Annotated in this window: 5 protein-coding genes; 4 read left to right on the top strand and 1 reads right to left on the bottom strand. The window is 56.5% G+C overall.

From position 1 onward, the window contains the following. A partial coding sequence (locus HXY34_05820; GenBank protein NWF95639.1) for a tetratricopeptide repeat protein occupies nucleotides 1-1,967 on the bottom strand: 1,967 nt, incomplete at its 3' end. Between the two features lie 407 nt (nucleotides 1,968-2,374). Here HXY34_05820 and HXY34_05815 point away from each other — a divergent pair. From HXY34_05815 to HXY34_05800, 4 genes are all read left to right on the top strand, one after another. Further along, nucleotides 2,375-3,718: a HEAT repeat domain-containing protein gene (locus tag HXY34_05815; GenBank protein NWF95638.1), complete on the top strand. Its 1,344-nt coding sequence runs from the start codon at nucleotides 2,375-2,377 to the stop codon at nucleotides 3,716-3,718. A gap of 346 nt (nucleotides 3,719-4,064) precedes the next feature. Then, nucleotides 4,065-4,403 carry a hypothetical protein gene (locus HXY34_05810; protein NWF95637.1) on the top strand — a complete coding sequence of 113 codons (339 nt, stop codon included), beginning with the start codon at nucleotides 4,065-4,067 and terminating at the stop codon, nucleotides 4,401-4,403. Nucleotides 4,404-4,888: 485 nt separating this feature from the next. Further along, nucleotides 4,889-5,536, top strand: a complete 648-nt coding sequence (locus tag HXY34_05805; protein NWF95636.1) for a PadR family transcriptional regulator — start codon at nucleotides 4,889-4,891, stop codon at nucleotides 5,534-5,536. Nucleotides 5,537-5,612: 76 nt separating this feature from the next. Further along, nucleotides 5,613-6,251: an ABC transporter ATP-binding protein gene (locus HXY34_05800; protein NWF95635.1), complete on the top strand. Its 639-nt coding sequence runs from the start codon at nucleotides 5,613-5,615 to the stop codon at nucleotides 6,249-6,251. Nucleotide 6,252 lies beyond the last annotated feature (1 nt).

Below are 6,252 nucleotides of genomic sequence, written 5' to 3'. Positions count from 1 at the left end.
GGCTCGAACTGCTCAGGTGACCTCTCCGCAAGCCGCCTGCGGATCGCAAGCGCCTCCGTGTAGTCGCGCTCAGCCTCCTGTGGCCGACCTGTGTCCGCATGGAGATTGCCGAGGTTGTTCAGAGTCGTCGCGACATCAGGCTCGAACTGCTCAGGTGACCTCTCCGCAAGCCGCCTGTAGGTCGCAAGGGCCTCCGTGTAGTCGCGCTCAGCCTCCTGTGGCCGACCTGTGTCCGCGCGAACAACTCCGACGAGAAGGGATACACTTGCGAGTAACGGGGAGGTTTCATGGCCTTGTGTAGTAAGATCTTTAAGCAGTTGTCTTGCGGCCTGAAGGTCTGACTCAGCCTCGGCTTTATTGTTGACGGCAGAGAGGGAACGTGCGCGGGCATAAAGGAGCTGCACTCGTGATATGTCATCGCGCACTCGTACAGCAGTCAGCATGCGGAGAATCTCCCTGTTCTTGTGGTCTGAGTGAAGTTTCTCCGCGATGGAGAGTAGTTGTTGTACCGCTGCAGTCTCGTCCTTCAATGCAAGTACAGAGATTGCGAGCCCCACGTACAGTTGGTCTTCTTTCTCCTCGCCTGCTTTCACGAGTGCACGGGTAGCCTTCTCTGCGTATTCAGAAAGACTCTTTCCATAGTCAGCTATTACCACATCTCTGAGAAGGTCATCCAGTGACCAGTACTCTTCCACCTCGGAGTCGTCCGAATCAGCGGTCCTTGAAACTTGTGCCTGATCGTGGTCTTCAATGTCCTGCTTCCGGAGCCTTGGTAGAACCATGTCCACCTCTTCATACCTGACAAAGCTGAGACGCGTGAAATCCCTCCATGTGGTATCGAACAACTGGGAGCATATCCGAGAGAGTATCTGTCTGTTGAAGAATGGCACAAGCGCTGCAGCGCGTACAACATCCGCAAGTTCTTTTGGCGTCCGGTCCGTGAAGCGATGCCATATCCGTTGTCGCACGACCCCGAGTTTCGAAGACCGCATGGACTCTATTTCCGAGATGCTTAGCTGTCCATGTGCCTCGAGGTCCAACACCGCCCATATCGCACCGGGATTCCAATGACACACCTCGACTATTAGCTCTCTCTTCTCACGACTCTCTATCCGCTCCACTATCCTCAGACAACTCTCGTGGTCCAGCTCCTTGACCTCGATGAGTTCCCGAGCAATCCCAACCGACTGGCCATCTTCTGTGAGCTCGCGTCCTGCGGTCACAAGAAGTACGCCCCTGATCCTCCCGAATACGGCCAGCCACAACTGAGCCTCGTTCAAGCAGAGGCTGCCCATAGCAATGCTGAGGCCGGGCTCGTGCTCGGCGTAATCGAACTCGTCGATGAGCAGCAGCACCGGCCTTTCATCACCCTCAGAGGTCGCGATATCGTCCGCAAGCGCCTGCATCTCCAGTAGCAGGCGCTGATCGCTTGAGTCAATCAGGTTTGAGAACGCCTCTCCGTCGACATCTGGCAGATTCTGAGCCACCCACTTTCTCATACCCGCGAAGTGCTCGTCGATTCGACGGTCAAGAGCACGCCATGCGCTGGGCATTGCAGTGACCACAGCGAGTGAATCTCTCAAGAATGGAAATGCTCTTAGTGCATCATTCAGCAGCCTTGTCCGTGCCGCTCCGCTCATCTTGCTGGTGAGGGCACGTTCAATGGCCTCGCAGACATGGTCGTACCTCAGAGTCTTCAGACCCTTCGCCCTCGCGCGTTCTGCAATCGCCGACAGACGTTCAAGTGGACTCTGTTCCCTCTCAAACCGCACCATGATTGTGATAGATCTGTCTTTCAGTGTCTCATGGCAGCGCTCTAGAATCGCGGTCTTGCCATAGTCAGGGCCCCCACAGAGACCAATGACACCACCGTTGTGTTCACCACACGACTCAAGGGCTTTGGATATCCTCTTGAGGATCTCAGTCCTGCCATAGAATCCTCGCCCAGTCACCCGAAGCTGTGCCATCCGTAACCACCGACTGACGTATTGCGTGCGCCATTATTAAGGATTTGGAGGCTGAAAGCTGGCACAGTCATCCCGTGTAGGCCCCAAGAGCTACGAGGCTGGTACGTCGTCAGACCAGTCTTCATGTTCTGTCAGGAGAGCTGCGGACAAGATGCCTAGACATGTGTGACGACACCGGGTCATCAACCGAGGTCGCCGGAAGTGTCGCATGACCTCACCTGTAGTGCTTCCATGCCGTGAAGCATGTGGACTGTGCACAAGACTTGCCTGAACTGGTCCACCCTCGTGCTGCAGTTGGACGTCACAAGAAACATACACTCTACTGCGTCATCGCCCGCAGCAACAGGACCTATATTTGCCTGGAATCATTTGGATGCATGTCAGTGCGACGGAGATCCAAACGCGTAATGACTCTGAACGAAGAGCTGCTCTCAGCAATAGAGTGTGTGGACCTTGTCAGAGGGTCGCAGCTGCTGTTAGAGCTCTCCGCAACCCATACGCCCGAGAGAGTGTCGTCCTGCCTTGAGGAGATTGGCGAGACGCTTGGTGGTCGTCGTCTCTGTCTGAGGGATCAGGTCGTGTCACTGCTCGGGACTGAACCATTCTACTTCGCAGTGGGGCTTCCGTCGAGCAGACTGCTCACCATATGCCGCGCGGCCACAACCATCGTCGACATCAGAAGGCAGGCTCTCGGCTGGCTGAGGAATGCGCTCAGCTGGACACCGGGTCCAATTCTGGTATCGAGAGTGGACGTTGAAGCTGCGGCCTCCACCGAGCACGCTGTACTGCTACAGGATGTCCTCAAGGAGCGAGTCGATGAGATGGCGCGTGTCGAGGTGCCCCACAGCCACTCTGTTGTCAAGGGGCGAGCAGTGGACCGCTTCTACGTGGGGGCTCTCAGGGCATCAGCTTACGGGAGGATGGTCCTAGGTGCCCTTGGAGTCGATGTGAGGACTGATGTCGTTGGTCTGACGATTTGGGGTCAGGTCCAAGCCGCCCTCGCCGCTGCTGGCTTTCCAATCGAGTCTCGTGTCGTGAGCGTACCGGAGGATGACTGGCTCTCTGAGGTTGAGAGGCTCAGAGACATGAACCGACTGGACCGGTCTGCCCACCCCGAACTCATCCTGCTTGAACGCCTGTTCTGGGCTCAAGAAGACCTACAGAGTCGTGACGAGCGCACCGTACTGAGAGCGCTCGACGAGATAGAGTACTGTGGCAGCATATTCTGCAGTCGCGTCCTGATGTCATTGATACCAAGAGGTCCACTGTCAATACGCAAGAGGGCGCTCCAAGTCCTCGCTGCCTCCGGGGACCCTGGATGCGAGCAGTTCCTCACTCGCCTTCTCTCAGACAGAGACCATCCGTTGAGAGCCGATGTTGCCGAAGCCCTGTCGGTGCTCGCTTCAAGAGGGTTTGTCAGATCAAGACCGACACCTCCGCCACCAGAGCCGCGGGCAAGAGTTGTCGTCAAGGACGGGGAGCGCGTGGCCCGAATGACCGAACATCCCTGTCCGGATGTCAGAGCGGAGGCAGCCAGACTGCTCCTGATGACGCTTGATGAAGACGAACTCCCGCTTCTGGCGCGTCTTCTCGAGGATGAGTCGGAGAAGGTTCGTGCGGCGACAGTTCAGGCCTCAAGATGGGCCCCTCACAGTGTGGTCTCGCAAGTCATCGAGCGCGGGCTGACTGACGAGTCAGAACTGGTGAGAGCAGCTGCGAGGGAACTAGAGTCCGAGTTTGCAATTGGTTAGATGACAGAATGAATGACCAGTATGCGGGCCCACTCCAAGGGCCCGCACGCGCCCACCTAGGCGCTCTGGTCCACATCCTCGCACGGATGCATCACAGGTCACCGAACTCGTCAGATGACAGGCAGAGTCTGGTCCCATGACGCTGCCACGATCAATGTCCTAGTCTTGTGTGCCTGTGTGGTGCGAATCTCGCAATGCGTCAGAGTCAGGATTGCGGCATTTTGCACATGCACTGCATCTGAGTTGCGATATCTGCGATATAAGTGTATTCACGAGGCATGGTCCTGTGCAGGCCGACCTCTAGCGCACAAGTCTTGAGCATCTCCACATCTCATAGTCGCTCTGCATGTGTTTCTATGCGCTTGCACAACTCTCAAGGCATGATGACGCGACCACCACACTCTGTATGACCTACTCTGCTGTGAAGAAGACATCCGAGAGATCCGTAGATCGGCGAGGTCAAGGACATGATTCATACGGACAGTCATTCCTCTTGGACCTCTCTCGCGAAATGGAGTCCACCAAGGACTTGATCCGGGAAGAGTTTACCACGACCGCCGTCACCTACCATGACATCATGACCGGAATAGAGAGGAGGTCGCCGACCATGGCTCTGATGTCCCTGTTCGCATACGACCCGGCCTCCTCTGCACGACGAGTGAGGCTTGTCACCTCATGGCCATGACTATCCTCTCAACCAAGACCGCAGGTGTCTCCATAGTCCCTTCGCCAGGTCGCAGCTCTACGTAGCGAGCATCTATGCTTGACTGGTTCGTTGATGCGGAATCTCATGGCCTGCCACATTCAGGTAGATTGGCAAGGCCACGGAGCGTACCGGTCCATCGTGGATGCCATTTGGCATCAAGTGCTGTTACTGGTCTTTCATCTCGTTGGCAGACAACCCGTAGTACTGCAGAGAGCTGGAAACAGAGGGGTTGACAACACCGCCTGCGACAGACTGCGCATACCGATGACGTTATAACGATATCAATAGCGATATCATATCACTAACGATATCGCTAGCGATATTCAGACAGGGAATGGCTGACCAAGATGTTTCTCGACATGGAGCAGAGACTGAGGGACACGATCGAGCTTTTCAAGAGACGGGGTGCGGTGTCTGCAGAGACTGCGCTGGCTCCGGAGGAGCTGGGTCTCCCGCCGGTCTTTATGCTGCTTGTTCGTTCACCAGTCGGAAGCCGGCTCCCCTTTGTTGAGGTCGATAACAAGCTCTATCTCTCACAAGAGAGGCTGCCAGCTGATGGAGACCTGAGGAAGCTGCTGCCCACGCCCGTGCTGGGCGAGTGGGTGAAGTACACGGGACATGTGCCGAGGGGGTTCTTGAGGTACAAAGTGCTTGCGCTTCTGAAGGAGCGTCCACTGTCAGGTTCAGAGATTGCGAAGCAGATTGAGGATGAGTCAGGTGGCCGTTGGAGGCCAAGTCCGGGCTCGCTCTACCCGTTGTTGAAGACTCTGCTGAAGGAGGGCTTCACTGAGGAGCTAGCCGACTTGGACCTGACAAGGAAGTACAGACTGACGGAGTTGGGCAGGGCCTTCCTGAGTGAGCAGTCAGACATGGTGGCCAAGATGCGAGAGAGGCTCGAGTCCGGGCGGTCTCTGCCATTTCTCGACCTTCCAGAGAGGTTTCGTTTTCTGCCCGAGCAGATGCGGCGCGCCTTTGATGCAATTGCACAGATAGTGGAAGCAGCTGACGAGGACTCTGGTCAGGAGAGAGCCGCCGAGCTGGCAAAGGTCATGGAGAGCTTCGTGAGGAGGTTGGAACGGCTTGCCGGTGAGCGCAAGCAGGAGGGCATCTGATTGTAGGTCATTCCCAAGGAGGAGTACGCGGTTGAATGCGGTTTTAGAAGTAGAAGATCTGAGAAAGGACTACCAAATGGGAAAGGTGAGAGTCGAGGCACTGCGCGGTGTCACGTTCCATGTTGACCGAGGAGAGCTTGTGTCCGTCCTTGGGCCGAGCGGTAGTGGGAAGTCCACGCTGCTGAACATGATTGGGGCACTGGACCGACCCACTGGCGGGACACTGGCCATCGAAGGCACTGACACTTCAACTCTCAGTGACAACAGACTCGCAGAGCTGAGAATGAGAGTGGGGTTTGTGTTCCAGTCGTTCAACTTGATACCCCGTCTCGACGCAAGGGCGAACGTTGAGCTTCCACTGGCAATATCGGGGGTGCCGAAGAAGGAGCGGGCCGAGAGGGCAGTAGATGCTCTGAGAAGCGTTGGGCTTGCGGACAGGACGCATCACAGGCCGTCGGAGCTGAGTGGTGGAGAACGTCAGCGTGTGGCAGTGGCCAGAGCGCTGGTCAACGAGCCCACGTTTCTTCTCATGGACGAGCCGACAGGGAACGTTGACTCGGTCTCTGCGGGAGAGATAATGGACCTCGTGGTCGAGTTGAATGAGAGTAAGAAGGTGACCGTGGTGGTGGTCACTCACAATCAGGAGATAGCAGACAGGACCAGGCGAACAATCAGGATGCGGGACGGTCGCATCGTGTCGGATGAGGTGAGATGAG

Source organism: Candidatus Thorarchaeota archaeon, assembly GCA_013388835.1.
Classification (GTDB): Archaea; Asgardarchaeota; Thorarchaeia; order Thorarchaeales; family Thorarchaeaceae; genus JACAEL01.
The sequence above is the reverse complement of the archived record's forward strand: the minus strand, read 5'-3'. Positions and strand labels throughout refer to the sequence as shown.

Coding starts and splice junctions, on each gene's coding strand:
- HXY34_05815 (NWF95638.1), top strand. CDS start 2,375: ATGACTCTGAACGAAGAGCTGCTCTCAGCAATAGAGTGTGTGGACCTT.
- HXY34_05800 (NWF95635.1), top strand. CDS start 5,613: ATGGGAAAGGTGAGAGTCGAGGCACTGCGCGGTGTCACGTTCCATGTT.
- HXY34_05810 (NWF95637.1), top strand. CDS start 4,065: ATGTGTTTCTATGCGCTTGCACAACTCTCAAGGCATGATGACGCGACC.
- HXY34_05805 (NWF95636.1), top strand. CDS start 4,889: ATGCTGCTTGTTCGTTCACCAGTCGGAAGCCGGCTCCCCTTTGTTGAG.